This is a genomic window from Proteus sp. HMSC14B05 (genome assembly GCF_001808035.1).
Classification (GTDB): domain Bacteria; phylum Pseudomonadota; class Gammaproteobacteria; order Enterobacterales; family Enterobacteriaceae; genus Proteus; species Proteus mirabilis.
Map to the genome: position 1 here is coordinate 1 of NZ_KV792003.1, position 25,200 is coordinate 25,200.

The following is a 25,200-nucleotide window of genomic DNA, read 5'->3' on the forward strand; positions in this document are numbered from 1 at the left end:
GGGGCTTCTCAGATTAGCGCAAGTATTTATTTCAATTTTTTTTCTGTTCGCTCTATTTTTAAGCTACGCGTCTATTTTTGACACTAAAACCCCGCTAGTAGCACAAAAATTATACTAGCAATAACCGTTTTGTCTATTCGTTATCTTCTATCGATCATCATCGATCCACTTACTTTTATTATCATCGCTATTTATTTCAGTTAAAAATAATACTCTGGATTATTCTCTCGTCAGATATACCTGCTCACTGCTATGCTTTTCTATATTACAATTACAGCAAAGTACCGCCACAATATTCGTATGAGGTCAATCATGAGCCATTCCACTATTAGAAGTTACTTACACTTATCACCTTCCATTGCTAAAGATGTTTATATTGACGTGACAGCCACTGTTATTGGTGATGTACGCCTTAGTGAAGATGTCAGCATTTGGCCAATGGTTGTGATCCGCGGTGATGTTAACTATGTCAGTGTAGGAGCAAGGACTAATATTCAAGATGGCTCAGTGCTACATGTTACACATGCATCAGAAAATACCCCTAATGGTTTTCCTCTCATCATCGGTGATGATGTGACTGTTGGACACAAAGCAATGTTACATGGGTGTACAATCGGAAACCGAGTATTAGTCGGCATGGGATCAATTTTACTTGATGGTGCAATTATTGAAGATAATGTCTTGATCGGCGCAGGAAGCCTAGTACCACCTGGTAAACGACTAGAAAGTGGTTTTCTTTATTTAGGTAGCCCAGTAAAAAAGATCCGCCCACTCACGCCCGCAGAAATACAACACTTTATCTACTCTGCTAATAATTACGTAAAGTGGAAGAACGACTATTTATCAACGGCTCATTCCGCCATTGATAAACAGTAAAATGTATGAAGAGTTGACACTTCATACAGCTTAGCCAACTCTTCAAATTCTTCTTCAATTTCCCATCGATGCTGTTTAAACAAACAAAGACCATTACTATTATCACCAAAGCGTGCCTTTAGCTCTTGTTCAGTGATTTGGCAATCAAATAACATTCCATTGACCATGATAGGGAAAAGAACGCAATTTTGATCTTCAAGCCACTGCTCACGATCAGGAAATTGAATGGATTGATTCATTTATTCAAATTTTCTCTTAAAATATTTATTGTTGGATTAATATCAGGTACTCGCTCATACCATAACTCAACGGCATAAGCGGCTTGCCCTACCAGCATACCTAGGCCATCAGATAAGCGTGTACTACCATTTTTTAATGCATGGTATAAAAAAGAAGTCATACCTGCCTTATAATACAAATCATAACAAGCAGTTTTAAAACCATAAGCACTATCAGGTATAGGTGGAATATCGTCCGTCATACTAGATGAAGAGGCGTTAATAATTAGATCGTAATGTTTATCTGTAACATTTTGTGGAGCACTAGCTCTAATTGTACCAAATTGGCTAAATTCTTGTGCTAATTGTTGTGCTTTTTCAACAGTGCGATTAGTCAAAGTAATATCACAATTGTAATTTAATAATGGTAATAATATCCCTCGTGTAGCACCACCAGCCCCAATAACAAGAACCGATAATATTTTTCCGGGGATAATAAAATCCAACCTAGCTAAATCAAGAATTAAGCCCTGACCATCAGTATTATCACCTAATAACGTGCCGTCATCTAATTTTAAAATAGTATTAACAGCACCACAGGCTTGTGCTCTTTGTGTTAATTTATCCACAAAGCGAAAAGCATCTTCCTTAAAAGGAACGGTAACATTAGCTCCACGTCCACCTTGAGAAAAAAATTGCGTTGCTACTTTATCAAATTCACCTAATGGAACCAGTAAACGCCCATATTCATAATCAATCCCTGACTGTTTCGAAAAAAGCTGATGAATAAAAGGAGATTGACTATGTTCAATGGGATTGCCCATCACTACATATTTTTCCATAGCATCATTATCCTTGTCGATATAGCTCACCTGTGAGTGCATCTCTAATTTCAGAAGGATTTTTTCTGCCACCAACCTCGCCATTTACAATAGCAATTCGATTACGAAACTGCTCTTGTACTTCTTCAACACTACGGCATGGAGGAAGTCCGCTTAAATTTGCGCTGGTTGATACTAATGGTTTGCCATAAGCCACACATAATGCTTTCACAATAGGGTGATCCGTAACCCTTACAGCTAAGGAAGAAAACCGCCCTGTTAGCCATTTTGGCGTTGTTGACTTAGCTGGAATAACCCAAGTGATTGGGCCTGGCCAAGAGGCAAACATCCGCTCCCGCTGTTCTTGAGTCAATGCGTTATCATCAATATAAGGTTTTAATTGTTCATAGTTATCAGCAATTAAAATAAGCCCTTTCTCAATGGCTCTCTGTTTTAACTCAAGTAATGCCATTACCGCGCTTTCACTATCAGGATCACAACCGACACCAAACACAGCTTCTGTTGGATAGGCAATAACTTGATTATTTTGCAGTGCTTCTATAATTGTATTATTTACAGGTGATACTTCGTTATTCATGTTCTTCTCTTTTTGTTTGTTGCTTGCCACACAATTTGCTGGCGCACACTAATCTTACTCCTTGAGAAGACCTCTTTTCCATCAATAATGGATAATGACAATATTCGCACTCACCATTAATCGGTTTGTTATTTAGTACAAATTGACATTCAGGATATTGGTTACAAGCATAAAATATTTTACCAAACCGAGACTTACGCTGTAATAATTTGCCCTTCTCGCACTGAGGACAATGAATCACAGTCTCATCAGGTTTATCAATTTGTTCTATATGCTCACAAGCAGGATAATTGCTACAGCCTATAAACATGCCAAACTTACCTTGTCGTAAAACTAAATCTGCGCCACAACATTGGCAAGGCTGTCCTTCTAATACTTTAATAACCTGTCCATCGCCTTGAGATTTCAACGCCTTAATATAATGGCAATTAGGATAAGCAGAACATCCTAGAAAAGGGCCATGGCCACCATTTCTTATAATTAAATCACTGCCACATTCAGGACATTTTTCTTGCTCAGATGGATGCGTAAACGGCATTATTTTTGCCATTGTCTTACCTCATAACACTTATTCCAATCGAATATAGCCACCCGCCACAATAGCGACTTTTTCGATAAGCTCAAGCTCTAATAAAAGAGGAGCTAAATCTGATGTGGATAAACCGCTCTTATTCGCAATAATATCAATCGGGATAGCTTTATCAAAACCTAACAAAGGCAATATCAAATTTATTGATTGCTGTTGAGTGGGTGTAAGTTTTTCAATTTCTAATGGCATATTGCTGGACTCTTTTTTATTGGCAGCTGAGCCAACCTCTGCGATATGCTCGTCCTGTAAATCATCATTATGATTAAAGATTAACCACTGCCAAGAGCTATTTAAATATTCCATAATATCATCTGGCGAAGAGGCTAAATTCGCCCCCTGTTTTAGCAACTGATGATTTCCTTCAAAGTGTGAATCACCGAGTAGTCCGGGTAACACAAACAATTCTTTGCCTTGTTGTAGAGCATAATTGGCAGTGATTAAAGATCCACTTTTTATGCCAGCTTCTACAATTAAGAGAGCTGAACTCAATCCACTAATAATTCTATTCCTTTGCGGGAAATGACGAGCTAAAGGTGGTGCCATCGGGAGATGCTCTGAAACAAGAACACCCGACTCTTTGATTTGCTCTGCTAGTCGACGATGAAATGATGGGTAAATTTGTTCTAAACCACTCCCCAATACAGCAATAGTGACGCCATGATGTTTTAAAGCACTACGATGTCCAACACCATCAATTCCTTGCGCCAACCCGCTTGTAATTGTGAATTTATTTTTCACGAGCTGTTGTGCAAAATAAGTCGCCCACTTAGTTCCATACTGTGTAGCATCTCTACTACCAATTAATGCAATTTGTGTGCTTTTTAAATGCTCTTTATTACCTGCAACAAAAAGCAAAAGAGGTGGAGAAGATATTTGTTTTAATAGCAAAGGATAATCTGAATCAGAAATTGTTAAGAGTGATGATTCATTTTTATCTAGCCACTTTAATGTACTTTTGACACAATTTGCCTGAAGCCTCATAAATTGGTGACTTTGTTGTTCTGATAGGCCACATTCTAGTAACACTTTACGATTTAGTTGCGTCAATGATTGTAAGTATTCCACCACCTTAATCGCTTTATTTACTGGCAATCTTGAAACAACATTAAGTCTTATCCATATTTCTCTGGCATCCATGCATTATCCTAGTGTTATTTTTTAACATACAAGGTGAGTGCTAAACTCAGCAAATACTGTCAATCCAGACAATAAATGTCTAGAATAGACGTTAATTCTCATTCACATTTTAGAAACAGTCCAAATAAATTATGGCAGTATTACACGTATTACATTATCCAGACGAGCGCCTTCGCACCATTGCAAAGCCAGTCGAAAAAGTTGATGCCGAAATTCAAAAAATTGTCGATGATATGTTTGAAACAATGTATTTGGAAGAAGGTATCGGTTTAGCTGCGACACAGGTGGATATCCACCAGCGCATCATCGTCATTGATATCTCTGAAACACGAGATCAAAAACTGGTACTCATTAATCCAGAACTTCTTGATCAGGAAGGTGATACCGGAATAGAGGAAGGTTGTTTATCAATACCTGAACAACGCGCATTTGTGCCTCGTGCAGAGCGCGTAAAAGTAAGAGCGCTTGATTACAACGGACAACCTTTTGAATTAGAAGCTGATGACTTACTCGCTATTTGTATTCAACATGAGATGGATCATTTAGTTGGCAAATTATTTGTGGATTATTTATCTCCATTAAAACGCCAACGTATCCGCCAGAAAGTTGAAAAGCTCGATAAGAGAAGAGCAAAAGCGGGACAATAGAGATTTACTTGTAACAGGAAAAAAACGTGTCTGATTCATTACGTATTATCTTTGCGGGAACACCCGACTTTGCAGCCCGACATTTAGCTGCTCTGTTATCAACTCAACATCATATTGTTGGGGTATTAACGCCACCAGATAAACCCGCAGGAAGAGGTAAGAAACTGACGATTAATCCAGTGAAAGAACTGGCATTAACTAATAACATTCCTGTTTATCAACCGACATCGTTAAAACCAGAAGAGAATCATGAGTGGATCAAAGCACTACAACCTGACGTTATGATTGTTGTTGCTTATGGTATGATTTTACCCAAAGCAGTACTTGATATCCCTCGTTTAGGTTGCTTAAACGTCCATGGCTCTCTTCTACCTAAATGGCGAGGTGCTGCACCTATCCAACGTGCCTTATGGGCGGGCGATACAGAAACTGGCGTCACCATTATGCAAATGGATGTTGGTTTAGATACTGGCGATATGCTTTATAAAGCATCATGCCCAATTACTCATCAAGACACGAGTGCTTCTCTTTATGCTAAATTAGCAGAGCTGGGGCCTAAAGCACTAATTAATACATTAGATCTTATCATTAGCGGTGAGTTAAAAGCAGAGAAACAAGATGATAGCCTAGCGAATTACGCAGAAAAGCTATCAAAGGAAGAAGCAAAAATTAATTGGTCGTTATCTGCACAACAGATAGAACGTTGTATTAGAGCGTTTAATCCATGGCCTATGAGCTTTTTTATGCTCGATGATCAGCCGGTGAAAGTATGGGAAGCGCAAGTTATCGCGTCGGATAATACCAATCAAATACCAGGTACATTATTGAAAGCAGATAAAACAGGCATTTATATCGTAACAGGTGAAGGCATTTTAAATATCACCAAGCTTCAACCATCAGGTAAAAAACCTATGGCATCAGCCGATTTCCTAAATTCCAAAAGAGATTGGTTTACCCCTGGGAAAATCATTCAATAATGATACTACCCCTTGAAATAACAATATTTCAGGGGGTCCTTTTTTCACGCCAATATTATTCTTCTCTGGCGGCCAATATATAAACGCTAATTCACTATGAAAACGTCATACAACTTACGCAGTATTGCAGCAAAGGCAATAGCTCAAGTTTTAGATCAAGGCTTATCATTAAGTTCGGTGATCCCTGAATTACAAAAAAACATTTCAGATAAAGACAAAGCGCTCTTGCAAGAGCTCTGCTTTGGTACCTTACGTACCTTACCCCAGCTAGAATGGATCATCCAACAACTAATGGATAAACCACTGAAAGGTAAACAACGAATTTTACATTACCTCATTATGGTCGGTTTATATCAGCTCCTTTATACTCGAGTTCCTGCCCATGCAGCACTCGCTGAAACTGTTAATGGTGCGATCGCACTGAAAAAACCACAATTAAAAGGGTTAATTAACGGTGTATTACGCCAATTTCAGCGTCAACAAGATGTATTAATGGAACGTTTCCAAAATAATGATAGCCGCTATTTGCACCCTTCTTGGTTACTTACACGAATAAAAAACGCCTACCCTGAGCTATGGGAAAGTATTATTGAAGGAAATAACCAAAAGCCACCAATGTGGTTACGGGTAAATCAAATACATCATTCACGTGAACAGTACTTAGCGCTGCTTGAAAAAGAAGGGATCAGCGCGTTCTCCGATGACCACCACCCTAATGCTATTCGTTTAGAAACACCTTGTAATGTTCACCTGTTACCGGGATTTAATGAGGGCTGGATCACTGTTCAAGACCGCAGTGCTCAGCGTTGTGCAGAATTATTAGCGCCACAAAATAACGAACAAATTCTTGATTTATGTGCAGCTCCTGGGGGAAAAACAACCCATATCTTAGAAATAGCCCCTAAAGCACATGTTCTCGCCATTGATATAGATGAGCAACGTTTAGCCAGAGTTAAAGAAAATCTAAACCGCTTAAAGCTACATGCCACAGTCAAAAGTGGTGATGGACGTTATCCAGAGCAATGGTGTGCAAATATGCAATTTGACAGGATCTTACTTGATGCTCCTTGCTCAGCAACTGGCGTTATACGTCGCCATCCAGATATCAAATGGCTACGTCGTAATGAAGACATAGCTCAGTTAGCGCAAATTCAAAAAGAAATATTACATGCTATATGGCCATACCTAAAATCAGGCGGCACATTAGTTTATGCTACTTGTTCTATTTTACCGGAAGAAAATAGCCAACAAATTGCAGCCTTCTTATCGTCAATACAAGATGCTCAATGTGACTATCAGCATCAATGCTTACCGGAGCAATATAGCGGTGATGGCTTCTTTTATGCGCTGATCAACAAAAAATGATCTTCTGATAAAAGATGATATCAGATCTAAAAGAAGCTACTATTCCAACACAAGATCGATGTGAACAGACATTGATCTTTTATTTGTTAATCGAATATTCTGAGAACTGACGATGAAAATTATTATCTTAGGCGCAGGTCAAGTGGGTGGCACTCTCGCTGAAAATCTTGTCGGTGAGAATAACGATATTACTGTTGTCGATACTGATGCTACCCGTTTACGTCAACTTCAAGATAAATTTGATTTAAGAGTTGTAAATGGTCATGGATCTCATCCGAGAGTCTTAAGAGAAGCGGGGGCTGAAGATGCGGATATGCTAGTTGCCGTCACAAATTCTGACGAAACAAATATGATAGCATGCCAAGTCGCTTATACTTTATTTAATACTCCCAATAAAGTTGCTCGTATCCGAGCCTCTGAATTTGTTCGTGAAGCAGATAAACTTTTTTTACCAGAAGCAATTCCTATTGATTACCTCATCTCCCCGGAACACCTCGTTATAGATTATATCTATAAACTAATTCAATACCCCGGTGCCCTACAGGTAGTAAACTTTGCTGAAGGTCAAGTCAGTATCGTGGCAGTAAAAGCCTACTATGGTGGATCACTTGTGGGTAATGCACTATCCACTCTACGTGATCATATGCCACATATTGATACCCGTGTTGCGGCTATCTTTCGCCAAGATAGACCTATTCGCCCTCAAGGATCGACCATTATTGAAGCGGGTGATGAGGTCTTTTTCGTGGTGGCATCACAACATATTCGCGCAGTAATGAGTGAGCTACAACGATTAGAAAAGCCTTATAAACGCATTATGATTGTTGGTGGCGGAAACGTTGGAGCAGGATTAGCGGCAAGATTAGAAAAAGATTATAGCGTTAAGCTGATTGAGCATAATCAACAACGTGCTACCGAGTTAGCAGAGCTCCTCCATGATACTATCGTGTTTTATGGTGATGCATCTGATCAAGAGCTACTCGCTGAAGAGCATATTGAGCAAATCGATGTTTTTATTGCACTCACTAATGATGATGAAGCAAATATCATGTCCGCAATGCTCGCAAAACGTATGGGGGCAAAAAAAGCCATGGTACTTATTCAACGCAGTGCTTATGTTGATTTAGTCCAAGGTGGAGTCATTGATATTGCCATCTCTCCGCAACAAGCCACTATTTCAGCTCTATTAGGTCATGTTCGCAAAGCAGATATTGTCAGTGTATCCTCATTACGTCGCGGTGTTGCTGAAGCTATTGAAGCCATTGCACATGGTGATGAAAATACCTCAAAAGTTGTCGGTAGACGTATTCAAGATATCAAACTTCCGCCAGGCACAATTATCGGCGCCATTGTCCGCAATGAAGATGTCATTATTGCCAATGCAAGTCACTCAATAGAACAAGGTGACCATGTGATCATGTTTATTACAGATAAAAAATATGTTCCTGAAGTAGAAAAACTGTTCCAACCTAGTCCATTTTTCTTATAACTCTAGTGTAGAAATAAGAATAGTAGTGATTGTTACTGATACTGATCTATTATTATTATCTAAACACATATTTTTATATCTAGATCCATACTAATAAGGGGTGGTTATGGCTTTTTTCAAAGAGTTTCGTGAATTTGCAATGAAAGGCAATGTTGTTGACATGGCAGTCGGTGTCATCATTGGTGCAGCATTCGGAAAAATTGTTTCATCCTTAGTAGCTGATGTGATTATGCCTCCATTAGGCTTACTCATTGGAGGGATCGATTTTAAACAATTTAGTTTAGTACTAAGAGAGGCTCATGGGGATATACCTGCCGTTATCTTAAACTATGGTGCCTTTATACAAACTGTTTTTGATTTTGCCATTGTCGCGTTTGCTATTTTCTGTGCGATTAAATTAATTAATAAGATGCGCAGACAAGAAGAAGAGCAACCTAAAGCACCACCTGCACCTTCAGCAGAGGAAACTTTATTAACAGAAATCCGTGATCTATTAAAAAATCAGCAAAAATAAAAACTAAAAGGCCAGTGATAACAATTGAAAATATTTGTTATCACTGGCCTCCCAGTTACCTTTCTTATTGTGTTTTGCCTTTCTCATATAGCTGCCTTTGCCTTTCTTATTTTTTTCTACCCGTTGTCTAAATAAAGGATCATGAACAAGTGCAGCTAACGCATTATCTTTGATCACACCTTTTTGGTGCTGATATTTGCTAGACATAAAAACCTCTTAAATTATTAAAGAACATAAAGCATAGAACAACAATCTTCAGTGCAGATATTATTGCTTTGTCGCTCCAGATTCAAGTATTTCTAGAATTGAACAATATGTACTTTCATGAGCGGTTCCACAGCAAGCATTGCTTAACATTTTTAAAGAATCACGCATCTTTTCCATTTCTTTTAGACGAGCCTCAACTTCTGCTAGCCTAGCATCAACAATATGTTTTGATTCTACACAAGTATGATGCGCAGGATCGACTCTAATTGAAAGTAACTCAGTAATAGCATCCAGAGTAAAGCCTAACTCTTTGGCATAACGAATAAAGCGTAATCTTTGCAAATCTTGTTCTGTATACAGACGATAGCCACCTTCTGTCCGTCTATCATGTTCCATCAATCCTTGTTTTTCATAAAAACGGATAGTGTCTGTTGTAACATTCGCTAATTTTGCAATTTGGCCGATGCGATACATTGATCACTCCTCAAACTAATGATAAGTAAGCATAACAAATAACCAAAAAAATAGAATTGAAATATAGTGCGATACTCAATACTTACTTTCGCACAATAGCAGCATATTCAGAAGTAAATATATAGCACCCACATAAATAAAGAAGTAGCGAGTCATTAAAGGGAGGGACCAATAAATTTAAATTTATTGCTAATCTATAGCAATAAAAAAACCGGATTAAAAAATCCGGTCTTTTTATTCGCTTCGCTAAATAATAATTTTATTATTCAGCAGCTGCTTCTGTTTCAGAATCAGCACGGTCAACAAGCTCAATGTAAGCCATTGGAGCATTGTCACCTGCACGGAAGCCACACTTCAGAATACGAGTGTAACCACCTGCACGGCTCGCAAAACGCGGACCTAATACTGTAAACAGTTTTGCCACGACTTCGTTGTCACGAGTACGGGCGAATGCCAGACGACGATTAGCTACGCTGTCGGTCTTGGCAAGAGTAATCAGCGGCTCAACGACGCGACGCAGTTCTTTCGCTTTAGGCAAAGTTGTCTTGATGATTTCATGACGAACTAAAGAACCTGCCATGTTGCGAAACATAGCCTGACGATGGCTGCTGTTGCGGTTCAATTGACGACCACTCTTACGATGGCGCATGACCTTATCCTTCTCAGTAAAACCTTAACCTGTGATCTTATTCATCAGCGATACTTGCAGGTGGCCAATTCTCAAGGCGCATGCCCAGAGATAAACCACGCGACGCCAGTACGTCTTTAATCTCAGTAAGAGATTTCTTACCAAGGTTAGGCGTCTTAAGTAATTCAACTTCAGTACGCTGTACCAGATCACCGATGTAGTGGATTGCTTCTGCCTTCAGACAGTTAGCAGAGCGGACAGTCAATTCAAGATCGTCAACTGGGCGCAGCAGGATCGGATCGAACTCTGGCTTCTCTTCTTTAACTTCAGGCTGACGAACATCACGTAAGTCAACAAAAGCTTCAAGCTGTTCAGCCAGGATAGTCGCTGCACGGCGAATCGATTCTTCTGGATCGATAGTACCGTTAGTCTCCATCTCGATTACCAGCTTATCCAAGTCGGTACGTTGTTCAACACGCGCTGCTTCCACAGTATAAGCGATTCGCTCAACTGGGCTATAACACGCATCTACTAGTAAACGACCGATAGGGCGCTCATCTTCTTCCGAATGAATTCGGGCAGAAGCCGGCACATAACCACGACCACGCTGAACTTTGATACGCATATTAATAGATGCGTTTTCGTCTGTAAGGTGGCAGATAACGTGCTGCGGCTTGACGATTTCGACATCACCGTCATGGATGATATCGGCTGCAATAACAGGGCCAATGCCAGATTTGCTCAAAGTAAGAATTACTTCATCTTTACCATGAACTTTTACCGCCAACCCCTTAAGGTTGAGCAGTATTTCTAGGATATCTTCCTGAACACCTTCTTTGGTGCTGTACTCATGCAGTACACCATCAATCTCAACCTCTGTTACCGCACAACCCGGCATAGACGAAAGCAGAATACGGCGCAGTGCGTTACCTAGAGTGTGGCCGAAGCCTCGCTCTAATGGCTCAAGGGTCACCTTGGCGTGCGTCGAACTCACTTGCTCGATATCAACCAGGCGCGGTTTTAGAAACTCTGTCACAGAACCCTGCATTGTGTCCTCTCTTTGGTGCTAAGCCTTACTTGGAGTAAAGCTCGACGATCAGGTGCTCGTTAATGTCCGCAGACAAGTCAGTACGTTCAGGAATACGTTTGAACACACCTTCCATCTTAGCAGCATCAACTTCCAGCCATGTTGGCTTTTCACGCTGTTCAGCCAGCTCTAAAGCAGCCTTAATACGAGACTGTTTTTTCGATTTTTCACGAACGCTGACTACGTCATTCGGGGAAACCTGATAAGAAGCAATATTAACCACGCGACCATTTACCATGATTGCTTTGTGGCTAACCATCTGACGTGCTTCTGCGCGAGTTGCGCCAAAGCCCATACGATAAACAACGTTATCCAGACGACCTTCTAACAGAGTAAGTAAGTTCTCACCTGTGTTGCCTTTCAGACGTGTTGCTTCTTTGTAGTAGTTACGGAATTGACGCTCTAGAACACCGTAAATACGACGTACTTTTTGTTTTTCACGTAACTGAACACCGTAATCAGACAGACGCGGTTTACGTGCGCCGTGCTGACCTGGTGCTTGTTCCAGTTTACACTTGGTGTCAATCGCCCGAACGCCAGATTTCAGAAATAAATCTGTACCTTCGCGACGGCTCAGCTTGAGCTTAGGACCCAAATATCTTGCCATTTTCTTTCTCCAACTATCCTAAAAACGAAACCGTTATTAAACGCGACGTTTTTTCGGTGGACGACAACCGTTATGAGGAATCGGAGTCACATCAGTAATATTAGTGATGCGGAAACCAGCCGCGTTTAATGCACGGATAGTTGACTCACGACCAGGACCAGGTCCTTTTACCATAACTTCCAAGTTCTTAATTCCGTACTCTTTAACAGCTTCAGCGCAACGTTCTGCTGCAACCTGAGCCGCAAACGGAGTAGATTTACGAGAACCACGGAAACCGGAACCACCGGCAGTAGCCCAACCCAACGCGTTACCTTGACGGTCTGTAATAGTAACGATTGTGTTGTTGAAAGAAGCATGGATATGAGCCACACCGTCAGAGACTTGTTTTCTTACACGCTTACGTGCACGAATAGGTGCTTTTGCCATTGTTCAAATACCCCGATTATTTCTTGATCGGCTTACGCGGACCCTTACGGGTACGTGCGTTAGTCTTAGTACGCTGACCGCGAACTGGTAGACCACGACGATGACGTAAACCACGGTAAGTACCAAGATCCATCAGACGTTTGATGCTCAGGGTAACTTCACGACGTAGATCACCTTCTACAACGTATTTGGCAACTTCGTCACGCAGCTTGTCGATTTGCTCTTCAGACAGCTCACTGATCTTAACATTTTCAGCAATACCCGTTGCTTCACAGATAGCCTGTGAACGAGTTTTACCAATGCCGTAAATCGATGTTAAAGCGATTACGGTATGTTTATGATCAGGAATGTTAATGCCTGCTATACGGGCCACTATGCACTCCTAAATTAACTTTATACAGTACTATTCTGAAAAGCCCGTTTTCAGGATACTCAAACAATACTGTATGATTATAAATGATTGGGCTGGCTAATTTAGCCAGCTCAACCGAACTTTGCAAGAAAAAAATGCAATAATTTAGCCTTGACGCTGTTTATGCTTAGGGTCAACACTGCAAATTACACGCACGTGGCCGTGACGTCTAACGATTTTGCAGTTACGGCACATTTTCTTGACGGAAGCACGAACTTTCATTTTTACTCTCCGTAACTTCTAAAACAAACCCATCTTATCGGTAATTAGCCTTTAAGGTTTGCTTTTTTCAATGCAGACTCATACTGACTTGACATCAGGAGAGTTTGCACTTGAGCCATAAAATCCATGATGACCACAACCACGATTAAGAGGGAAGTACCACCAAAATAGAAAGGTACTTTCATTGCGTCACGCATGAACTCCGGGATGAGACAGATAAAGGTAATGTACAGGGCACCGATTAAGGTTAAACGAGTCATCACTTTATCTATATATTTAGCCGTCTGCTCTCCCGGGCGAATTCCTGGTACAAATGCACCGGACTTCTTCAGGTTATCTGCCGTTTCTCTTGGGTTGAAAACCAACGCCGTATAGAAGAAACAGAAGAAGATGATTGCAGCAGCGTATAGTAACACATAAATAGGTTGACCAGGCTGTAAATTTAAAGAAATTGTCGTCAGCCAACCCCATCCTGTACCATCGCCAAACCAAGAGGTTATTGTACCAGGAAACAGAATAATACTTGAAGCAAAAATTGCCGGTATTACACCCGCCATATTTACCTTAAGTGGTAGATGTGTACTTTGTGCCGCGTATATTCTACGCCCTTGTTGACGTTTTGCATAGTTAACAACGATACGACGTTGTCCTCTTTCTACAAAAACAACAAAGAAAGTTACCGCGAACACCAATACTGCAACCAACAATAACAGGAGGAAGTGCAGTTCGCCTTGCCGCGCCTGCTCGATGGTTTGACCAATGGCAGGTGGAAGACCTGCAACGATACCTGCAAAGATAATGATTGAGATACCGTTACCAATACCACGTTCAGTGATTTGCTCACCTAACCACATCAGGAACATTGTCCCTGTGACTAAGCTCACAACAGCCGTAATATAGAATGGTAAGCCTGGATTAATAACCAGACCTTGCATTCCTGGCATATTCGGTAAGCCTGTTGCGATACCAATAGATTGGAATATCGCCAGCACCAAAGTACCATAACGGGTATATTGGCTGATCTTACGACGACCGGCCTCCCCTTCCTTCTTAATCTCCGCTAACCGAGGGTTAACCACTGATAATAGTTGGATAATAATCGATGCCGAAATATAAGGCATGATACCCAGCGCAAAGATAGAAGCACGGCTAAGAGCACCACCAGAGAACATGTTAAACATTTCAATGATGGTGCCTTTTTGCTGATCGAGCAATTTGGCAAGCACAGTGGCATCAATACCAGGGATAGGAATAAAAGAGCCAATCCTAAAGACAATTAGTGCACCAAGAACAAACAGTAATCTGCGTTTTAGTTCACCTATACCACCTTTAGCACTCTGAAAATCTAACCCTGGTTGTTTAGCCATCTGTCACTTATTCCTCAATTTTACCGCCAGCTGATTCGATTGCTGCACGGGCACCTTTGGTAACACGCAGACCACGAATAGTCACTGCACGGTTAACCTCGCCAGACAGAATTAATTTTGCAAATTCAATCTGTGGGCCAACAACGTTTGCGGCTTTCAGTGCATTCAGATCGATTACATCGCCTTCAACATAAGCCAAATCAGACAGACGGATTTCCGCAGTCACGAATGATTTACGTGAAGTAAAACCAAATTTTGGTAAACGACGGTATAAAGGCATCTGACCACCTTCAAAACCACGACGTACGCCACCGCCAGAACGAGATTTCTGACCTTTGTGACCACGGCCGCCAGTTTTACCTAAGCCAGAACCGATACCACGACCTACACGTTTAGGCGCATGCTTGGCACCTTCAGCCGGAGACAGAGTATTTAAACGCATCTCTTACTCCTCAACTTTAACCATATAGGAAACCAAGTTGATCATACCGCGAACTGCTGGTGTATCTTCGCGTTCTACAGTGTGACCGATGCGACGCAGACCTAAACCAGCCATAGTTGCCTTATGTTTAGGCAGACGGCCGATTAAACTGCGTGTTTGAGTAATTTTAATAGTCTTAGCCATGGTCATTACCCCAGAATTTCTTCAACGGATTTACCACGCTTAGCTGCGACCATTTCTGGAGACTTCATGCTATCTAAAGCGTCCAGTGTTGCACGAACGACGTTAATCGGATTCGTGGAACCATAGGTTTTAGCCAGTACGTTACGAACGCCAGCCACTTCTAGAACTGCACGCATTGCACCACCTGCGATGATACCAGTACCTTCATGAGCAGGCTGCATAAATACGCGAGAACCTGTATGAGTACCTTTAATAGGGTGGAACAGAGTACCGTTGTTTAAAGCGACGGTTTTCATATTGCGACGGGCTTTTTCCATCGCTTTCTGGATTGCTGCCGGAACTTCGCGAGCTTTGCCATATCCAAAACCAACGCGGCCATTACCATCACCAACTACTGTAAGAGCGGTGAAGCTAAAGATACGACCACCTTTAACGGTTTTCGATACGCGGTTTACCGCGATCAGCTTTTCCTGCAGTTCGCCAGCTTGTTTCTCGATGTGAGCCATCTTACACTCCTACCTTAGAACTGAAGGCCAGCTTCACGGGCAGCATCTGCCAGTGCCTGGACTCGACCATGATATTGGAAACCGGAACGGTCAAATGATACTGATTTGATACCTTTTTCCAGAGCGCGTTCAGCAACAATTTTACCAACTACTGCTGCTGCTTCTTTGTTTCCAGTGTTTTTCAGTTGCTCAATGATAGCTTTTTCTGTAGTAGAAGCGGCCACCAAAGTTTCAGAACCGTTTGGTGCAATAACCTGCGCATAAATATGGCGAGGGGTACGATGTACCACCAGGCGAGTCGCACCCAGTTCCTGGAGCTTACGGCGTGCGCGGGTCGCACGACGGATACGAGCTGCTTTCTTATCCATAGTGTTACCTTACTTCTTCTTAGCCTCTTTGATACGCACAACTTCGTCGGCGTAACGAATACCTTTACCTTTATAAGGTTCAGGGCGACGGTAAGCACGCAGTTCAGCTGCTACTTGACCAATCACTTGCTTATCCGCACCTTTCAGTAGGATTTCAGTTTGTGTTGGACATTCAGCAGTGATGCCTGCTGGCAGTTGGTGTTCCACTGGATGTGAATAACCTACTGATAAGTTAACTGTGTTGCCCTTAACAGACGCACGATAACCTACACCTACCAGTTGCAGTTTCTTAGTGAAGCCTTCGGTAACACCTACAACCATTGCATTTAGCAGTGAACGAGTAGTACCCGCTTGTGCCCATGCATCAGCATAACCATCGCGTGGTGCGAAAGTTAGTTGGTTGTCAGCATGTTGAATTTCAACTGCATTATGGATAGTACGAGTAAGCTCGCCGTTTTTACCCTTAATCGTAATTACCTGACCGTTGAGTTTAACCTCTACGCCGGCAGGAATGACGACGGGTGCTTTTGCCACACGAGACATTCTTTCCTCCCGAATTAAGCTACGTAGCAGATAATCTCGCCACCAAGACCTGCTTGGCGAGCTGCACGATCAGTCATAACACCTTTTGAGGTAGAAACAACAGCGATGCCCAGTCCTGCCATAACTTGTGGCAGCTCATCTTTTCTTTTATAGATGCGCAGACTTGGACGGCTTACGCGCTGAATGCTTTCTACTACAGCCTTACCTTGGAAATATTTTAAAGTGATTTCCAGTTCTGGCTTAGTGTCGCCTTCAATTTTAAAATCTTCGATATAACCTTCTTCCTTAAGCACGTTGGCAATCGCCACTTTCAGCTTGGAGGAAGGCATTGTGACCGCAACTTTATTCGCGGCCTGACCGTTACGGATACGGGTCAGCATATCCGCGATGGGATCTTGCATGCTCATCTGTCTTTACTCCCGTGATTCAATTAGGGTGATTACCAGCTAGCCTTTCTAAGGCCCGGGATTTCACCGCGCATAGCGGCTTCACGGACTTTAATACGGCTTAGGCCAAATTTCCGCAGGAAACCGTGCGGACGTCCAGTTTGACGGCAGCGGTTACGCTGACGTGAAGGACTTGAATCACGTGGCAGTGTTTGCAGTTTCAGAACAGCATTCCAACGATCTTCATCAGATACGTTTACATCTGAAACGATAGCTTTCAGTTCTGCGCGTTTTGCGAAGAATTTCTCAGCTAAATTCGCACGTTTTACATCACGTGCTTTCATAGATTTCTTAGCCATGAATGCCCTGCCTTACTTGCGGAACGGGAAGTTAAACGCTGCTAACAATGCGCGACCTTCATCATCAGATTTCGCAGTCGTAGTAATGGTAATATCCAAACCACGAACACGATCCACTTTATCGTAATCGATTTCAGGGAAGATGATTTGTTCACGCACGCCCATGCTGTAGTTACCACGTCCATCGAATGATTTAGCGGACAAACCACGGAAGTCACGGATACGTGGTACAGCAATAGAGATCAGACGTTCAAAGAACTCCCACATGCGTTCGCCACGCAGGGTCACTTTACAGCCGATCGGATAGCCCTGGCGGATTTTGAAGCCTGCAACAGATTTGCGTGCTTTGGTGATCAGAGGTTTTTGACCTGAGATTGCTGCTAAATCAGCCGCTGCATTATCCAGCAGTTTTTTATCAGCAATTGCTTCACCAACACCCATGTTCAGGGTGATCTTCTCGACCCGAGGGACTTGCATGACAGAATGGTAACCAAACTGAGACATCAGTTTTTGGACTACCTCGTCTTTGTAGTAATCATGCAGTTTCGCCATCGTATACTCCAAATTACTTGATAGTTTCTTTATTAGATTTGAAGAAACGAACTTTTTTGCCGTCTTCGAATCTAAAACCTACACGGTCAGCCTTGCCGGTTGCCGCATTGAAGATTGCAACGTTAGAAACTTGAATTGCAGCTTCTTTTTCAACGATGCCACCTGGTTGGTTCAGAGCCGGTACTGGCTTCTGATGTTTTTTAACCAGATTGATACCTTCAACGATAACTTTACCAGAAGAAAGAACCTGTTTTACTTTACCGCGCTTACCTTTATCTTTACCAGTTAGCACGATAACTTCGTCTTCACGACGGATTTTCGCTGCCATTGCCTGCTCCTTAGAGTACTTCAGGTGCCAGAGAGATTATTTTCATAAACTTCTCGTTACGAAGTTCACGAGTAACCGGCCCAAAAATACGCGTACCAATAACTTGCTCGCTGTTGTTGTTTAACAATACACAAGCGTTGCTATCGAAGCGAATGACAGAACCGTCAGGGCGACGAACACCCTTCTTGGTGCGCACCACTACCGCTTTCAGTACATCACCTTTCTTAACTTTACCACGTGGAATTGCTTCTTTAATGGTAATTTTGATGATGTCACCTACATCTGCGTAGCGACGGTGCGAGCCACCTAGAACCTTGATACACATTACGCGACGTGCACCGGAGTTGTCGGCCACGTTCAGCATAGTCTGTTCTTGGATCATTTTAGTGCTCCGCTAAATGTCAACTACTACTGAGCCACTTCCACATTAGAAGAGGCCGTTCAATATCCCATAATACGAGGGAGCGGCATTATAACACCACATTCTCGATATGGACAGAAAAAATAAACGGCTCGTTCAGTTTTGAGCCGTTTATTTCGTACGAAAAGGCTATTTTATTACAGAACAGCTTTTTCTACAACGCGAACTAACGCCCAAGACTTAGTCTTAGAGATAGGACGTGTTTGACGAATTTCTACTACGTCACCCATGCCACATTCGTTGTTCTCGTCATGTACATGCAGTTTAGTCGTACGACGGATGAATTTACCATATAATGGATGTTTCACCATACGATCGATAGCAACAACAACAGATTTTTCCATTTTGTCACTTACCACACGACCTTGCAGAGTACGGATTTTATCGGTCATTACGCACCCGCCTTCTCAGTCAGTAAAGTCTTAACGCGTGCGATATTACGACGCACTTGTTTCAACAGATGAGACTGTTGTAACTGACCACTTGCTGCCTGCATACGCAGATTGAACTGCTCACGCAGTAAGTTCAGCAATTCAGTGTTCAGCTCTTCAACGCTCTTTTCGCGCAGCTCTTTTGCTTTCATTACATCACCGTCTTAGTTACAAAGGTGGTTTTGATAGGCAGTTTTGCTGCCGCTAGCTGAAATGCTTCACGGGCCACTTCTTCAGGCACACCATCCATTTCATATAGGACTTTACCTGGCTGGATCAAGGCAACCCAATACTCCACGTTACCTTTACCTTTACCCATACGGACTTCGAGCGGCTTTTCAGTGATTGGTTTGTCTGGGAACACACGGATCCAGATTTTACCCTGACGCTTAACTGCACGGGTCATTGCACGACGTGCCGCTTCGATCTGACGTGCAGTCAGACGACCACGGCCCACAGCTTTAAGACCGTAAGTCCCGAAGCTTACATCCGTACCTATAGCTAAGCCACGGTTGCGGCCTTTATGCACTTTACGGAATTTTGTACGCTTAGGTTGTAACATCAGCGACTCTCCTTACTTGCGGCCTTTACGCTGCTGCTTTTTAGGTTGAGCGGCTGGTTTTTCCGCCTGTTCAACCGCAGCCATACCACCCAGGATCTCACCTTTGAAGATCCATACCTTAACGCCGAGCACACCATAAGTAGTATGTGCTTCTGAGGTATTGTAGTCGATATCTGCACGCAGAGTGTGCAGAGGTACACGACCTTCACGATACCATTCAGTACGAGCGATTTCAGCGCCGCCTAAACGACCACTTACTTCCACTTTAATACCTTTAGCGCCTAAACGCATTGCGTTCTGTACCGCACGCTTCATAGCACGACGGAACATAACACGACGTTCCAGCTGTGAAGTGATGCTGTCAGCAACTAATTTTGCGTCCAGTTCAGGTTTACGTACTTCGGCGATATTAATTTGCGCAGGAACGCCAGCGATATCCGCTACGTTTTTACGCAGTTTTTCTACATCTTCACCTTTTTTACCGATAACGATACCTGGGCGAGCAGTGTGAATAGTCACACGGATGCTTTTCGCAGGACGTTCGATAACGATACGAGATACAGATGCTTTTGCCAGTTCTTTAGTTAAGTACTGGCGCACTTTAAAATCGCTGTCTAGGTTGTCAGCGAATTCATTGGTACCCGCATACCATGTGGAATTCCAAGGCTTGACAATGCCAAGGCGGATACCATTAGGATGTACTTTTTGACCCATTGCTAGTCTCCAGAGTCTCAGCGATCGGACACAACCACAGTGATGTGGCTGGTGCGCTTCAGAATACGATCTGCACGGCCTTTTGCACGAGGCATAATGCGCTTCATAGAAGGACCTTCGTCAACAAAGATCTTAGCTACTTTCAGATCATCAATGTCAGCGCCATCGTTGTGTTCTGCATTAGCAATAGCAGACTCGAGTACTTTCTTCACTAAACCAGCAGCTTTCTTGTTGGTATAGGTCAGAGTTTCCAGAGCTTGCGACACTTTCTTACCGCGAATCAGGTCTGCCACCAGGCGAACCTTCTGAGCAGAAGAACGAGCGTGGCGATGTATAGCGATAGTTTCCATCTCTTCCTCCTACCTTATTTCTTCTTAGCCTTTTTATCGGCTGCATGACCGCGATAAGTACGGGTCGGCGCGAATTCACCCAGTTTGTGACCAACCATTTCGTCGGAAACGTAAACTGGAACATGCTGACGACCATTATGGACAGCGATGGTCAAACCGATCATGTTAGGAAAGATCGTTGAACGACGGGACCAAGTCTTAACAGGCTTTTTGTCACCGCTTTCCACCGCTTTCTCTACCTTCTTCAGCAAGTGCAGGTCAATAAATGGACCTTTCTTGAGAGAACGTGGCATGGCTTATCCTCTAATTATTTCTTAGTACGACGATGAACGATAAAGTGTTCAGTGCGTTTGTTTTTACGAGTCTTCTTACCTTTGGTTTGAACGCCCCAAGGTGTTACAGGGTGTTTACCAAAGTTACGACCTTCACCACCACCGTGTGGGTGGTCTACTGGGTTCATCGCAGTACCGCGAACGGTAGGACGAATACCACGCCAGCGACTTGCACCAGCTTTACCCAGAACGCGTAACATGTGCTCAGAGTTACCTACTTCACCGATAGTTGCACGGCAATCAGAAGGGATCTTACGCATTTCACCAGAACGCAGACGAATAGTGACATAAGCACCATCACGCGCAACGATTTGAACGTAAGTACCAGCTGAACGAGCTAACTGACCACCTTTACCTGGTTTCATTTCTACGTTATGAACGGTAGAACCAACCGGGATATTACGCATTGGTAAGGTGTTACCCGTTTTGATAGCAGCATCAACGCCAGATTGAACTTTATCACCCGCTTTCAGGCCTTTTGGAGCCAGGATGTAGCGGCGTTCACCATCAGCATACAGCACTAAAGCGATGTTAGCTGAACGGTTTGGATCATATTCCAGACGTTCTACTGTCGCAGGGATACCATCTTTGTTGCGTTTAAAGTCAACAATACGGTAAGCCTGTTTGTGACCACCACCGATATGACGGGTAGTGATACGACCATTGTTGTTACGACCACCGGATTTGCTGTTCTTTTCCAGCAATGGCGCATAAGGTTTCCCTTTATGCAGCTCTGGGTTTACCACTTTAACTACGTGGCGACGGCCCGGAGACGTAGGTTTACATTTAACAATTGCCATTGTTCTTTACTCCTCCGACTTACTCAGCGCCGCCGACGAAGTCCAGATTCTGGCCTTCCTTCAGGGTGACGTAAGCTTTTTTCCAGTCGCTACGACGACCAATACGCTGACCGTGACGTTTCACTTTGCCTTTCATCAGCAGAGTGTTAACACTTTCAACTTCGACTTCAAACAGTTTTTGTACAGCTGCTTTAATCTCTGCTTTGGTCGCGTCTTTAGCAACTTTGAGAACGATGGTGTTTGATTTTTCCATCGCGATAGAAGCTTTTTCAGATACATGCGGCGCGCGCAGTACTTTCAGCAGACGTTCTTCACGGATCATGCCAGCATCTCCTCAACTTGCTTCACAGCGTCAGCAGTCATGACGACTTTGTCGAAGGCGATTAAGCTAACTGGATCGATTGTTGCTGCATCACGAACGTCTACTTTGTATAAGTTACGTGCTGCTAAGTACAGATTCTCATCAACTTCTGCTGTGACAATCAGTACATCTTCCAGAGCCATATCTTTCAGTTTCTGTGCTAAAAGCTTAGTTTTAGGCGCTTCAACAGAGAACTTCTCTACGACGATCAGACGATCTTGACGTACCAGTTCTGACAGAATGCTCTTCAGAGCACCGCGGTACATCTTTTTGTTTACTTTTTGACTGTGGTCCTGTGGTTTAGCTGCGAAGCTAACACCACCAGAGCGCCAAATTGGGCTCTTGATTGAACCTGAACGTGCACGACCTGTACCTTTCTGGCGCCATGGCTTTTTGCCTGAACCAGAAACTTCAGCACGAGTTTTCTGAGCACGAGTACCTTGACGAGCACCAGCAGCGTATGCAACGACTACTTGATGCACAAGCGCTTCGTTAAAGTCACGCCCGAAGGTAGTTTCGGAAACAGTCAGCGCGCCTTGCGCGTCTTTCATTACCAATTCCATTCCTATCTCCTCGACGTTACGCCTTGACAGCTGGTTTAACGATCAGGTCACTGCCAGTTGCACCTGGGACAGCACCTTTGACCAGCAGCAGGTTGCGCTCAGCGTCAACACGTACTACTTCCAGGCTCTGAACGGTAACTTGTTCGTTACCCAGTTGACCTGCCATTTTCTTGCCTTTAAATACACGACCCGGAGTCTGGTTCTGACCGATAGAACCCGGAACGCGGTGAGACAAGGAGTTACCGTGGGTAGCATCTTGAGTACGGAAGTTCCAGCGCTTTACAGTACCAGCAAAACCTTTACCTTTAGATGTTCCAGTAACGTCGACTTTTTTAACGTCAGCGAAAATTTCTACACTAATGCTTTGACCTACAGTGTATTCTTCGCCTTCGTTCAGACGGAATTCACGCAGTAAGCGGCCAGCTTCAACGCCAGCTTTAGCAAAATGACCTGCTTCAGGTTTCAGTACACGGTTCGCTTTTTTGCTACCTGTAGTCACCTGAATTGCACGATAACCGTCTTTCTCTAGATCTTTGACCTGAGTAACACGGTTGTTTTCAATTTCGATAACGGTTACAGGGATTGAAACGCCATCTTCAGTGAAGATACGAGTCATTCCTACTTTTTTACCGACTAAACCAATCATTGTTTCAACCTCTCAATCGCTTGATGACCTGATTAACCTAGGCTGATCTGCACGTCTACGCCGGCAGCCAGATCCAGACGCATCAGAGCATCAACGGTTTTCTCGGTTGGCTCAACGATGTCAACCAGACGTTTGTGAGTGCGAATTTCATACTGATCACGCGCATCTTTATTAACGTGCGGAGAAATCAACACTGTGAAACGCTCTTTGCGAGTCGGCAGTGGGATTGGACCACGAACTTGCGCACCTGTGCGCTTAGCAGTCTCTACGATTTCCGCAGTTGATTGATCAATCAGACGATGATCAAAAGCTTTCAGGCGGATACGGATTCTTTGGTTCTGCATGAGACCAGAGCTCCAACTATTTTTTATAAACGTAAATGATTACTACTCGTACCCATTTCGATTGATGAGAGAGTGTAATCGTTCTGCATATAACTCCCCAATCGGGAGTATTATATTAATGCAATAAAAAAATCTGCATTAGCTGATAAATCAGCCCCACTAAATCAGTGAGCCTGCGCATTATACTTGCCTGAGAGATGAAATCAAGCCAAGAATAAAAAAACAGCGATAAAAATTATCTAGTCACAGCAAATTGAACTTAAAAAATAAAAAGCAAAGGCAACAATAGCGTTACCTTTGCTTTTATAAATTCGATAGATAGCAATAAAGAAAGATTAATACTTTTTTTTTGCTAAAAGATGAGATCACTCTTCAATCATTTGCGCTTGAAGATAGTTTTGTAGCCCGATACGCTCAATAAGCTCCAGTTGGGTTTCAATCCAATCGATATGCCCTTCTTCATCCGTTAAGATTTCTAGCATCAGATCTCTGCTCACATAATCATGAATTGAATCAGCATAAGCGATAGCTTCACGTAAGTCTTTTGCTCCCCCTAATTCGAGTTCAAGATCTGAACGCAACATCTCTTCAACATCTTCACCGATATTGAGTTTTCCTAAATCTTGTAAGTTAGGGATACCTTCTAAAAATAAAATACGCTCAATATATTTATCAGCATGCTTCATTTCATCAATAGACTCATGGTATTCCATCGCATTAAGGCGAGTAAATCCCCAATTTTTAAACATACGGGCATGCAAGAAATACTGATTAATTGCAACAAGTTCACCACCTAATAATTTATTAAGGTGGGCTATCATTTTTTTATCACCTTTCATTTTTATGCTCCTTTGCTTCCAGTCTTTTTAGTGTAGACCTTTTATACAAAGTAGAGAGAAAGGAATATTAAAAACTGTTATGCAACTTCAGAAATTTGAGGATAAAGGAGGTGTTGTTCATCATCTATAAGTTGACGAGCTTGACGTATACATTTACCACAACAACTGCCTACAGGTAGGATTTGACGCAATTGATTGATTGTTCGAATTTGATGTTTATGAACAGTAGAGATAATTTTTTTATCACTCACACCATGACACAGACAGACATACATAATAACGACCTCATTAACTACCTATCAAGATAGTAAATGATAATCATTGTTATTTCAATTTCTATTTATCGTACAGATCTACCTAAGTGTGCTGATGATAATAAAAAATGAATAATGGCAATAAGCTAGTTATCGTTAATAGAGGCATAAACTAAAAAAGGGCATCATCAGATGCCCTTTTCAAAAATAATAAAGCTAGGAATTAACCTAATACTTTAGCAACAACACCCGCAC

General features: G+C 42.5%; 43 protein-coding genes. 6 read left to right on the plus strand and 37 right to left on the minus strand.

What is annotated here, in order from left to right; all coding sequences use genetic code 11:
* Nucleotides 1–312 precede the first annotated feature (312 nt).
* Nucleotides 313–876 (plus strand): gamma carbonic anhydrase family protein, encoded by a 564-nt coding sequence (locus HMPREF3129_RS17030; RefSeq protein ID WP_004249682.1) that lies wholly within the window; start codon nt 313–315, stop codon nt 874–876.
* Here the strand turns inward: HMPREF3129_RS17030 and HMPREF3129_RS17035 are convergent.
* The 5 genes from HMPREF3129_RS17035 to dprA are packed head-to-tail and all read right to left on the minus strand — an operon-like array spanning nt 852 to nt 4,239.
* Nucleotides 852–1,115 carry a DUF1488 family protein gene (locus HMPREF3129_RS17035; protein ID WP_036919561.1) on the minus strand — a complete coding sequence of 88 codons (264 nt, stop codon included), beginning with the start codon at nt 1,113–1,115 and terminating at the stop codon, nt 852–854. The genes HMPREF3129_RS17030 and HMPREF3129_RS17035 overlap by 25 nt on opposite strands.
* Nucleotides 1,112–1,936, minus strand: a complete 825-nt coding sequence (gene aroE, locus HMPREF3129_RS17040; RefSeq protein ID WP_004249684.1) for a shikimate dehydrogenase — start codon at nt 1,934–1,936, stop codon at nt 1,112–1,114. Before aroE ends, HMPREF3129_RS17035 begins: the two co-directional genes overlap by 4 nt.
* 7 nt (nt 1,937–1,943) lie before the next feature.
* On the minus strand, nt 1,944–2,513 hold the full coding sequence (tsaC, locus tag HMPREF3129_RS17045) for an L-threonylcarbamoyladenylate synthase type 1 TsaC (RefSeq protein ID WP_004249883.1): 570 nt from the start codon (nt 2,511–2,513) through the stop codon (nt 1,944–1,946).
* Nucleotides 2,506–3,063, minus strand: a complete 558-nt coding sequence (locus tag HMPREF3129_RS17050; protein ID WP_017827503.1) for a DNA topoisomerase family protein — start codon at nt 3,061–3,063, stop codon at nt 2,506–2,508. Before HMPREF3129_RS17050 ends, tsaC begins: the two co-directional genes overlap by 8 nt.
* A gap of 18 nt (nt 3,064–3,081) precedes the next feature.
* Complete coding sequence (dprA, locus tag HMPREF3129_RS17055) at nt 3,082–4,239, minus strand: DNA-processing protein DprA (protein ID WP_004246932.1); 1,158 nt, start codon at nt 4,237–4,239, stop codon at nt 3,082–3,084.
* Nucleotides 4,240–4,370: 131 nt separating this feature from the next.
* On the opposite strand from dprA, the gene def reads away from it, so the two are divergent.
* The 5 genes from def (at nt 4,371) to mscL (ending at nt 9,231) form a co-directional block, all read left to right on the plus strand.
* Complete coding sequence (def, locus tag HMPREF3129_RS17060; protein ID WP_004246933.1) at nt 4,371–4,886, plus strand: peptide deformylase; 516 nt, start codon at nt 4,371–4,373, stop codon at nt 4,884–4,886.
* Between the two features lie 26 nt (nt 4,887–4,912).
* Nucleotides 4,913–5,863: a methionyl-tRNA formyltransferase gene (fmt, locus tag HMPREF3129_RS17065; RefSeq protein WP_004246934.1), complete on the plus strand. Its 951-nt coding sequence runs from the start codon at nt 4,913–4,915 to the stop codon at nt 5,861–5,863.
* A gap of 96 nt (nt 5,864–5,959) precedes the next feature.
* Nucleotides 5,960–7,228: a 16S rRNA (cytosine(967)-C(5))-methyltransferase RsmB gene (rsmB, locus tag HMPREF3129_RS17070; protein WP_036919558.1), complete on the plus strand. Its 1,269-nt coding sequence runs from the start codon at nt 5,960–5,962 to the stop codon at nt 7,226–7,228.
* 112 nt (nt 7,229–7,340) lie between these two features.
* Complete coding sequence (gene trkA, locus HMPREF3129_RS17075) at nt 7,341–8,717, plus strand: Trk system potassium transporter TrkA (protein WP_004246936.1); 1,377 nt, start codon at nt 7,341–7,343, stop codon at nt 8,715–8,717.
* Nucleotides 8,718–8,823: 106 nt separating this feature from the next.
* Nucleotides 8,824–9,231, plus strand: a complete 408-nt coding sequence (gene mscL / locus HMPREF3129_RS17080; protein ID WP_004246937.1) for a large-conductance mechanosensitive channel protein MscL — start codon at nt 8,824–8,826, stop codon at nt 9,229–9,231.
* A 3-nt stretch (nt 9,232–9,234) separates the two neighbouring features.
* Here mscL and HMPREF3129_RS17085 read toward each other — a convergent pair whose 3' ends face one another.
* The 32 genes from HMPREF3129_RS17085 to bfd all read right to left on the minus strand — a co-directional run bounded on the left by HMPREF3129_RS17085 (nt 9,235) and on the right by bfd (nt 24,966).
* Nucleotides 9,235–9,438 carry an alternative ribosome-rescue factor A gene (locus HMPREF3129_RS17085; protein ID WP_004246938.1) on the minus strand — a complete coding sequence of 68 codons (204 nt, stop codon included), beginning with the start codon at nt 9,436–9,438 and terminating at the stop codon, nt 9,235–9,237.
* 60 nt (nt 9,439–9,498) lie between these two features.
* Nucleotides 9,499–9,912: a Zn(2+)-responsive transcriptional regulator gene (gene zntR, locus HMPREF3129_RS17090; protein ID WP_004246939.1), complete on the minus strand. Its 414-nt coding sequence runs from the start codon at nt 9,910–9,912 to the stop codon at nt 9,499–9,501.
* 262 nt (nt 9,913–10,174) lie between these two features.
* The gene (gene rplQ / locus HMPREF3129_RS17095) at nt 10,175–10,561 is read right to left on the minus strand and encodes a 50S ribosomal protein L17 (RefSeq protein WP_004246940.1); all 387 of its coding nucleotides are present in this window, start codon (nt 10,559–10,561) and stop codon (nt 10,175–10,177) included.
* A gap of 37 nt (nt 10,562–10,598) precedes the next feature.
* On the minus strand, nt 10,599–11,588 hold the full coding sequence (locus HMPREF3129_RS17100) for a DNA-directed RNA polymerase subunit alpha (RefSeq protein ID WP_004246941.1): 990 nt from the start codon (nt 11,586–11,588) through the stop codon (nt 10,599–10,601).
* Between the two features lie 25 nt (nt 11,589–11,613).
* Nucleotides 11,614–12,234, minus strand: a complete 621-nt coding sequence (gene rpsD / locus HMPREF3129_RS17105) for a 30S ribosomal protein S4 (RefSeq protein ID WP_004246942.1) — start codon at nt 12,232–12,234, stop codon at nt 11,614–11,616.
* Between the two features lie 36 nt (nt 12,235–12,270).
* Nucleotides 12,271–12,660, minus strand: a complete 390-nt coding sequence (gene rpsK / locus HMPREF3129_RS17110; protein WP_002919257.1) for a 30S ribosomal protein S11 — start codon at nt 12,658–12,660, stop codon at nt 12,271–12,273.
* Nucleotides 12,661–12,676: 16 nt separating this feature from the next.
* On the minus strand, nt 12,677–13,033 hold the full coding sequence (gene rpsM / locus HMPREF3129_RS17115) for a 30S ribosomal protein S13 (protein WP_004249689.1): 357 nt from the start codon (nt 13,031–13,033) through the stop codon (nt 12,677–12,679).
* A gap of 144 nt (nt 13,034–13,177) precedes the next feature.
* Nucleotides 13,178–13,294 (minus strand): 50S ribosomal protein L36, encoded by a 117-nt coding sequence (rpmJ, locus tag HMPREF3129_RS18445; RefSeq protein WP_012368691.1) that lies wholly within the window; start codon nt 13,292–13,294, stop codon nt 13,178–13,180.
* Nucleotides 13,295–13,338: 44 nt separating this feature from the next.
* Nucleotides 13,339–14,661, minus strand: a complete 1,323-nt coding sequence (gene secY, locus HMPREF3129_RS17120) for a preprotein translocase subunit SecY (protein ID WP_004246943.1) — start codon at nt 14,659–14,661, stop codon at nt 13,339–13,341.
* A gap of 7 nt (nt 14,662–14,668) precedes the next feature.
* Entirely contained in the window at nt 14,669–15,103 is a 435-nt protein-coding gene (gene rplO / locus HMPREF3129_RS17125) for a 50S ribosomal protein L15 (RefSeq protein WP_004246944.1), read from the minus strand.
* Nucleotides 15,104–15,106: 3 nt separating this feature from the next.
* Nucleotides 15,107–15,286 (minus strand): 50S ribosomal protein L30, encoded by a 180-nt coding sequence (gene rpmD / locus HMPREF3129_RS17130; RefSeq protein ID WP_012368690.1) that lies wholly within the window; start codon nt 15,284–15,286, stop codon nt 15,107–15,109.
* Nucleotides 15,287–15,291: 5 nt separating this feature from the next.
* Nucleotides 15,292–15,792 carry a 30S ribosomal protein S5 gene (gene rpsE / locus HMPREF3129_RS17135; protein ID WP_004246946.1) on the minus strand — a complete coding sequence of 167 codons (501 nt, stop codon included), beginning with the start codon at nt 15,790–15,792 and terminating at the stop codon, nt 15,292–15,294.
* A 14-nt stretch (nt 15,793–15,806) separates the two neighbouring features.
* The gene (rplR, locus tag HMPREF3129_RS17140) at nt 15,807–16,160 is read right to left on the minus strand and encodes a 50S ribosomal protein L18 (protein WP_004246947.1); all 354 of its coding nucleotides are present in this window, start codon (nt 16,158–16,160) and stop codon (nt 15,807–15,809) included.
* A gap of 9 nt (nt 16,161–16,169) precedes the next feature.
* Nucleotides 16,170–16,703, minus strand: coding sequence for a 50S ribosomal protein L6 (gene rplF / locus HMPREF3129_RS17145; RefSeq protein ID WP_004246948.1), 534 nt, complete (start codon nt 16,701–16,703; stop codon nt 16,170–16,172).
* Between the two features lie 14 nt (nt 16,704–16,717).
* Nucleotides 16,718–17,110, minus strand: a complete 393-nt coding sequence (rpsH, locus tag HMPREF3129_RS17150; protein ID WP_004246950.1) for a 30S ribosomal protein S8 — start codon at nt 17,108–17,110, stop codon at nt 16,718–16,720.
* Between the two features lie 32 nt (nt 17,111–17,142).
* Complete coding sequence (gene rpsN, locus HMPREF3129_RS17155) at nt 17,143–17,448, minus strand: 30S ribosomal protein S14 (protein WP_004246951.1); 306 nt, start codon at nt 17,446–17,448, stop codon at nt 17,143–17,145.
* A gap of 12 nt (nt 17,449–17,460) precedes the next feature.
* Nucleotides 17,461–18,000, minus strand: a complete 540-nt coding sequence (rplE, locus tag HMPREF3129_RS17160; protein ID WP_004246952.1) for a 50S ribosomal protein L5 — start codon at nt 17,998–18,000, stop codon at nt 17,461–17,463.
* Between the two features lie 13 nt (nt 18,001–18,013).
* Nucleotides 18,014–18,328, minus strand: a complete 315-nt coding sequence (rplX, locus tag HMPREF3129_RS17165; RefSeq protein ID WP_004246953.1) for a 50S ribosomal protein L24 — start codon at nt 18,326–18,328, stop codon at nt 18,014–18,016.
* 10 nt (nt 18,329–18,338) lie between these two features.
* Nucleotides 18,339–18,710: a 50S ribosomal protein L14 gene (gene rplN, locus HMPREF3129_RS17170; protein ID WP_004246955.1), complete on the minus strand. Its 372-nt coding sequence runs from the start codon at nt 18,708–18,710 to the stop codon at nt 18,339–18,341.
* Nucleotides 18,711–18,886: 176 nt separating this feature from the next.
* Nucleotides 18,887–19,141 carry a 30S ribosomal protein S17 gene (gene rpsQ, locus HMPREF3129_RS17175; protein ID WP_004246956.1) on the minus strand — a complete coding sequence of 85 codons (255 nt, stop codon included), beginning with the start codon at nt 19,139–19,141 and terminating at the stop codon, nt 18,887–18,889.
* Nucleotides 19,141–19,332: a 50S ribosomal protein L29 gene (gene rpmC, locus HMPREF3129_RS17180; protein WP_004238624.1), complete on the minus strand. Its 192-nt coding sequence runs from the start codon at nt 19,330–19,332 to the stop codon at nt 19,141–19,143. The genes rpsQ and rpmC overlap by 1 nt, the downstream gene beginning before the upstream one ends.
* Nucleotides 19,332–19,742 carry a 50S ribosomal protein L16 gene (gene rplP / locus HMPREF3129_RS17185; RefSeq protein WP_004246957.1) on the minus strand — a complete coding sequence of 137 codons (411 nt, stop codon included), beginning with the start codon at nt 19,740–19,742 and terminating at the stop codon, nt 19,332–19,334. The genes rpmC and rplP overlap by 1 nt, the downstream gene beginning before the upstream one ends.
* A 12-nt stretch (nt 19,743–19,754) precedes the next feature.
* Complete coding sequence (rpsC, locus tag HMPREF3129_RS17190; protein ID WP_004246958.1) at nt 19,755–20,456, minus strand: 30S ribosomal protein S3; 702 nt, start codon at nt 20,454–20,456, stop codon at nt 19,755–19,757.
* A 17-nt stretch (nt 20,457–20,473) separates the two neighbouring features.
* A complete protein-coding gene (rplV, locus tag HMPREF3129_RS17195) occupies nt 20,474–20,806 on the minus strand; it encodes a 50S ribosomal protein L22 (protein WP_004246959.1) in 333 nt (110 codons plus the stop codon).
* 14 nt (nt 20,807–20,820) lie between these two features.
* Nucleotides 20,821–21,099, minus strand: a complete 279-nt coding sequence (rpsS, locus tag HMPREF3129_RS17200; RefSeq protein WP_004246960.1) for a 30S ribosomal protein S19 — start codon at nt 21,097–21,099, stop codon at nt 20,821–20,823.
* A gap of 14 nt (nt 21,100–21,113) precedes the next feature.
* On the minus strand, nt 21,114–21,938 hold the full coding sequence (gene rplB, locus HMPREF3129_RS17205) for a 50S ribosomal protein L2 (RefSeq protein ID WP_004246961.1): 825 nt from the start codon (nt 21,936–21,938) through the stop codon (nt 21,114–21,116).
* Nucleotides 21,939–21,957: 19 nt separating this feature from the next.
* Nucleotides 21,958–22,260: a 50S ribosomal protein L23 gene (rplW, locus tag HMPREF3129_RS17210; protein WP_004246962.1), complete on the minus strand. Its 303-nt coding sequence runs from the start codon at nt 22,258–22,260 to the stop codon at nt 21,958–21,960.
* Complete coding sequence (gene rplD / locus HMPREF3129_RS17215) at nt 22,257–22,862, minus strand: 50S ribosomal protein L4 (RefSeq protein WP_004246964.1); 606 nt, start codon at nt 22,860–22,862, stop codon at nt 22,257–22,259. Before rplD ends, rplW begins: the two co-directional genes overlap by 4 nt.
* A gap of 16 nt (nt 22,863–22,878) precedes the next feature.
* Nucleotides 22,879–23,508, minus strand: a complete 630-nt coding sequence (rplC, locus tag HMPREF3129_RS17220; RefSeq protein ID WP_004246966.1) for a 50S ribosomal protein L3 — start codon at nt 23,506–23,508, stop codon at nt 22,879–22,881.
* Nucleotides 23,509–23,540: 32 nt separating this feature from the next.
* A complete protein-coding gene (rpsJ, locus tag HMPREF3129_RS17225) occupies nt 23,541–23,852 on the minus strand; it encodes a 30S ribosomal protein S10 (protein WP_001181005.1) in 312 nt (103 codons plus the stop codon).
* A gap of 365 nt (nt 23,853–24,217) precedes the next feature.
* Nucleotides 24,218–24,691 (minus strand): bacterioferritin, encoded by a 474-nt coding sequence (bfr, locus tag HMPREF3129_RS17230; RefSeq protein ID WP_004246967.1) that lies wholly within the window; start codon nt 24,689–24,691, stop codon nt 24,218–24,220.
* Nucleotides 24,692–24,768: 77 nt separating this feature from the next.
* Nucleotides 24,769–24,966 (minus strand): bacterioferritin-associated ferredoxin, encoded by a 198-nt coding sequence (bfd, locus tag HMPREF3129_RS17235; protein ID WP_004246968.1) that lies wholly within the window; start codon nt 24,964–24,966, stop codon nt 24,769–24,771.
* Nucleotides 24,967–25,200 lie beyond the last annotated feature (234 nt).

What these genes read in the sequence shown, in the direction of transcription:
- rplQ (WP_004246940.1), bottom strand. Translation starts at nt 10,561, where the DNA reads ATGCGCCATCGTAAGAGTGGTCGTCAATTGAACCGCAACAGCAGCCAT.
- rpsQ (WP_004246956.1), bottom strand. Translation starts at nt 19,141, where the DNA reads ATGACCGATAAAATCCGTACTCTGCAAGGTCGTGTGGTAAGTGACAAA.
- HMPREF3129_RS17035 (WP_036919561.1), bottom strand. Translation starts at nt 1,115, where the DNA reads ATGAATCAATCCATTCAATTTCCTGATCGTGAGCAGTGGCTTGAAGAT.
- rpsK (WP_002919257.1), bottom strand. Translation starts at nt 12,660, where the DNA reads ATGGCAAAAGCACCTATTCGTGCACGTAAGCGTGTAAGAAAACAAGTC.
- trkA (WP_004246936.1), top strand. Translation starts at nt 7,341, where the DNA reads ATGAAAATTATTATCTTAGGCGCAGGTCAAGTGGGTGGCACTCTCGCT.
- rpsD (WP_004246942.1), bottom strand. Translation starts at nt 12,234, where the DNA reads ATGGCAAGATATTTGGGTCCTAAGCTCAAGCTGAGCCGTCGCGAAGGT.
- rplF (WP_004246948.1), bottom strand. Translation starts at nt 16,703, where the DNA reads ATGTCTCGTGTGGCAAAAGCACCCGTCGTCATTCCTGCCGGCGTAGAG.
- bfr (WP_004246967.1), bottom strand. Translation starts at nt 24,691, where the DNA reads ATGAAAGGTGATAAAAAAATGATAGCCCACCTTAATAAATTATTAGGT.
- rpsC (WP_004246958.1), bottom strand. Translation starts at nt 20,456, where the DNA reads ATGGGTCAAAAAGTACATCCTAATGGTATCCGCCTTGGCATTGTCAAG.
- aroE (WP_004249684.1), bottom strand. Translation starts at nt 1,936, where the DNA reads ATGGAAAAATATGTAGTGATGGGCAATCCCATTGAACATAGTCAATCT.
- rpmJ (WP_012368691.1), bottom strand. Translation starts at nt 13,294, where the DNA reads ATGAAAGTTCGTGCTTCCGTCAAGAAAATGTGCCGTAACTGCAAAATC.
- rplO (WP_004246944.1), bottom strand. Translation starts at nt 15,103, where the DNA reads ATGCGTTTAAATACTCTGTCTCCGGCTGAAGGTGCCAAGCATGCGCCT.
- rpsS (WP_004246960.1), bottom strand. Translation starts at nt 21,099, where the DNA reads ATGCCACGTTCTCTCAAGAAAGGTCCATTTATTGACCTGCACTTGCTG.
- rplE (WP_004246952.1), bottom strand. Translation starts at nt 18,000, where the DNA reads ATGGCGAAACTGCATGATTACTACAAAGACGAGGTAGTCCAAAAACTG.
- rplP (WP_004246957.1), bottom strand. Translation starts at nt 19,742, where the DNA reads ATGTTACAACCTAAGCGTACAAAATTCCGTAAAGTGCATAAAGGCCGC.
- HMPREF3129_RS17030 (WP_004249682.1), top strand. Translation starts at nt 313, where the DNA reads ATGAGCCATTCCACTATTAGAAGTTACTTACACTTATCACCTTCCATT.
- rplX (WP_004246953.1), bottom strand. Translation starts at nt 18,328, where the DNA reads ATGGCAGCGAAAATCCGTCGTGAAGACGAAGTTATCGTGCTAACTGGT.
- zntR (WP_004246939.1), bottom strand. Translation starts at nt 9,912, where the DNA reads ATGTATCGCATCGGCCAAATTGCAAAATTAGCGAATGTTACAACAGAC.
- HMPREF3129_RS17100 (WP_004246941.1), bottom strand. Translation starts at nt 11,588, where the DNA reads ATGCAGGGTTCTGTGACAGAGTTTCTAAAACCGCGCCTGGTTGATATC.
- dprA (WP_004246932.1), bottom strand. Translation starts at nt 4,239, where the DNA reads ATGGATGCCAGAGAAATATGGATAAGACTTAATGTTGTTTCAAGATTG.
- rplN (WP_004246955.1), bottom strand. Translation starts at nt 18,710, where the DNA reads ATGATCCAAGAACAGACTATGCTGAACGTGGCCGACAACTCCGGTGCA.
- HMPREF3129_RS17085 (WP_004246938.1), bottom strand. Translation starts at nt 9,438, where the DNA reads ATGTCTAGCAAATATCAGCACCAAAAAGGTGTGATCAAAGATAATGCG.
- rplR (WP_004246947.1), bottom strand. Translation starts at nt 16,160, where the DNA reads ATGGATAAGAAAGCAGCTCGTATCCGTCGTGCGACCCGCGCACGCCGT.
- rpmD (WP_012368690.1), bottom strand. Translation starts at nt 15,286, where the DNA reads ATGGCTAAGACTATTAAAATTACTCAAACACGCAGTTTAATCGGCCGT.
- rpmC (WP_004238624.1), bottom strand. Translation starts at nt 19,332, where the DNA reads ATGAAAGCAAAAGAGCTGCGCGAAAAGAGCGTTGAAGAGCTGAACACT.
- rpsH (WP_004246950.1), bottom strand. Translation starts at nt 17,110, where the DNA reads ATGAGCATGCAAGATCCCATCGCGGATATGCTGACCCGTATCCGTAAC.
- mscL (WP_004246937.1), top strand. Translation starts at nt 8,824, where the DNA reads ATGGCTTTTTTCAAAGAGTTTCGTGAATTTGCAATGAAAGGCAATGTT.
- def (WP_004246933.1), top strand. Translation starts at nt 4,371, where the DNA reads ATGGCAGTATTACACGTATTACATTATCCAGACGAGCGCCTTCGCACC.
- rplC (WP_004246966.1), bottom strand. Translation starts at nt 23,508, where the DNA reads ATGATTGGTTTAGTCGGTAAAAAAGTAGGAATGACTCGTATCTTCACT.
- rplV (WP_004246959.1), bottom strand. Translation starts at nt 20,806, where the DNA reads ATGGAAACTATCGCTATACATCGCCACGCTCGTTCTTCTGCTCAGAAG.
- tsaC (WP_004249883.1), bottom strand. Translation starts at nt 2,513, where the DNA reads ATGAATAACGAAGTATCACCTGTAAATAATACAATTATAGAAGCACTG.
- rsmB (WP_036919558.1), top strand. Translation starts at nt 5,960, where the DNA reads ATGAAAACGTCATACAACTTACGCAGTATTGCAGCAAAGGCAATAGCT.
- rplW (WP_004246962.1), bottom strand. Translation starts at nt 22,260, where the DNA reads ATGATCCGTGAAGAACGTCTGCTGAAAGTACTGCGCGCGCCGCATGTA.
- bfd (WP_004246968.1), bottom strand. Translation starts at nt 24,966, where the DNA reads ATGTATGTCTGTCTGTGTCATGGTGTGAGTGATAAAAAAATTATCTCT.
- rpsJ (WP_001181005.1), bottom strand. Translation starts at nt 23,852, where the DNA reads ATGCAGAACCAAAGAATCCGTATCCGCCTGAAAGCTTTTGATCATCGT.
- secY (WP_004246943.1), bottom strand. Translation starts at nt 14,661, where the DNA reads ATGGCTAAACAACCAGGGTTAGATTTTCAGAGTGCTAAAGGTGGTATA.
- HMPREF3129_RS17050 (WP_017827503.1), bottom strand. Translation starts at nt 3,063, where the DNA reads ATGGCAAAAATAATGCCGTTTACGCATCCATCTGAGCAAGAAAAATGT.
- rpsE (WP_004246946.1), bottom strand. Translation starts at nt 15,792, where the DNA reads ATGGCTCACATCGAGAAACAAGCTGGCGAACTGCAGGAAAAGCTGATC.
- rpsN (WP_004246951.1), bottom strand. Translation starts at nt 17,448, where the DNA reads ATGGCTAAGAAATCTATGAAAGCACGTGATGTAAAACGTGCGAATTTA.
- rplD (WP_004246964.1), bottom strand. Translation starts at nt 22,862, where the DNA reads ATGGAATTGGTAATGAAAGACGCGCAAGGCGCGCTGACTGTTTCCGAA.
- rplB (WP_004246961.1), bottom strand. Translation starts at nt 21,938, where the DNA reads ATGGCAATTGTTAAATGTAAACCTACGTCTCCGGGCCGTCGCCACGTA.